This window comes from Microtetraspora malaysiensis (assembly GCF_001528665.1).
GTDB classification, from domain to species: domain Bacteria; phylum Actinomycetota; class Actinomycetes; order Streptosporangiales; family Streptosporangiaceae; genus Microtetraspora_A; species Microtetraspora_A malaysiensis.
Genome location: NZ_BBYJ01000053.1, coordinates 1 through 1,968, shown reverse-complemented (window position 1 = coordinate 1,968; position 1,968 = coordinate 1). Strand labels below are relative to the sequence as shown.

Below are 1,968 nucleotides of genomic sequence, written 5' to 3'. Positions count from 1 at the left end.
TGGGTGGCTGGTTGTGTGTTTCATAGGGTTACGGCGGTTATAGCGGTTGGGAAACACCCGGTTACATTCCGAACCCGGTAGTTAAGCCTTCCAGCGCCGATGGTACTGCACTCGGGAGGGTGTGGGAGAGTAGGACGCCGCCGGACAATTTTTGTGAGGAAGGGCTGCCCCCTTGATGGGGTGGCCCTTTCTTCGTTTTCGGGGGTTGTTTCCTCGTGGTTGGTTGGGGTTGTGGTCGCCGCGCGGCTGGCGGTTGTGGGTGTTTTGAGGGGTCCGGTGGGGCCCCTTTTTTTGTTGTGCGGTGTTGGTCGTCGGCGGGTTTTTTCTGTGTTGTGGCGGCTGGTGGTGGTGCCGTGTCGTGCGATGGTTTGTGTGGTGTGTTTTGAGGGGTCCGGTGGGGCCCCTTTTTTGTTTTGGGGGTTGTGCCTTCGGTCGTTGTTGCGAGAGGTCCTGGGGGTGTGCCTGTCGCGCTACCTATTGGACCGGCTCATCGCTGTTATCGGTGGGTGGTGGGTACCGAGAGCGCTGTTTGCCTGGGTTGATCGTGGGTGGTGTTAGGCGGCGTCTGGTCAGGGCCTGTCGCGGTTCCTGTGGAGGTGCTCTCGGGGCTGTGAGGTTGTGCTGTTGCGGGCGCTGCTTGTCTGGGTTGCGTTGTTGCTGCGCTGGCTGAGATCTTTTGAGTGCTGGACGAGGGGTGCTCCGGTTGAGCCGGGACAGCATGGTGACGGTCGACCTTTCCCGCGCATGGGCTGGTTGTGCTGCTCCAGTGGGGGTGCCGAGGCAGAGGCGCGCCTCTGCCGTTGGTCGTGTTGCTGTGAGTCGATGTGTGGGTGTGGCTTCTCGTGCCGGTCGTACTTGGTCTTGGCCGGGGTACGGCGGGAGAGTTTGGCGCGGAGGCGGGGGTTGCGGAGGCCGGCGTAGGACCGTGCCATGTACCACCGTGCCCGCGATGGCCGCGGGAGCGGCATCCCTGGGGCGTAACTATTACGGCCGGCCGGAGCAGCCCCCGCCGCAGCGCCTACGGGCCTCAGCCCTGTGACGTGACCCGGGCCTAAGCCGTATCCGAGCAGTTGGGGCGCTTCTCCGCAGTGAGTAAGGCAGGGATTTCGCTGGCGCGGTGACGGTGGCAAACAGGCGATGGAGGCCACGTAAGATACGGGTTCTGACTTCGGCTTGTGTGGTAGTGGCGACTTGCTAGGCTTGAGACCGTCGGGCCACCCCCAATTGGGTGGCCTTCTTCGCGTCAGGCAAGGAGCGAAGGCCACGGCGAGCGACGAGAGCCGGCAGCCATTCAGACTTTCGGCCGGAAGTGGACGTTCAGCATCGTCCGGCTCATAGTCCATCTCCTGCGGGGCGGGACGAGGGACCAGTATCCCTGCCAGCCGTACGCGGTGAGTGAGTAATAGAGGACAGAAGTGAACAGAGAAGACGGACGTGACGGCGTGGGCCGTGGCGAAGAGAACAATGACCGGCCGCGTCGTACCACCGGAGGCGACGAGAGCCGAGGGGGCTCCGTGAGGCGCTATGGCGAGCGGCGTGAGGGCCGTTCCGGCGACCGAGGTGACTTCCGGGGACGCGATCGCGGTGACCGTCCCTTCAGCAGGGACGCGGGAGATCGCCCTCAGCGTTCATACGGCGATCGTGACGCTTTCCGCGCTGACCGTCCGCGGCGTACCTTCGGGGATCGGGACAATGACCGGCCCCAGCGTTCGTATGGTGACCGGGACAACGATCGTCCGCAGCGTTCCTATGGTGACCGGGACGCGGCGCGTGGTGACCGGCCGCAGCGTTCCTACGGCGACCGGGATTCTGCTCGTGGTTTCCGTGATCGTGATGATCGTGGTCCGCGGCGTGAGGGCGGCGGCTTCGGCGGCCGTTACGGCTCCCGGGACGACCGTGGTCAGCGGTCCTTCGGTGACCGGCCGCAGCGTTCCTATGGTGATCGGGACAACGATCGTCCGCAGCGTT

At 64.4% G+C, this 1,968-nt stretch carries 1 protein-coding gene and 1 rRNA gene; one reads left to right on the top strand and one right to left on the bottom strand.

Translation table 11 applies throughout. The features are described from left to right. The first annotated feature begins 29 nt into the window (after positions 1-29). Positions 30-146, top strand: a 5S ribosomal RNA gene (gene rrf, locus AWQ71_RS39715). A 1,482-nt stretch (positions 147-1,628) separates the two neighbouring features. On the opposite strand, the gene AWQ71_RS42975 is transcribed toward rrf, so the two are convergent. Next, positions 1,629-1,968, bottom strand: a 340-nt coding sequence (locus AWQ71_RS42975) for a hypothetical protein (protein WP_169806746.1), incomplete at its 5' end; no start/stop codon positions are given.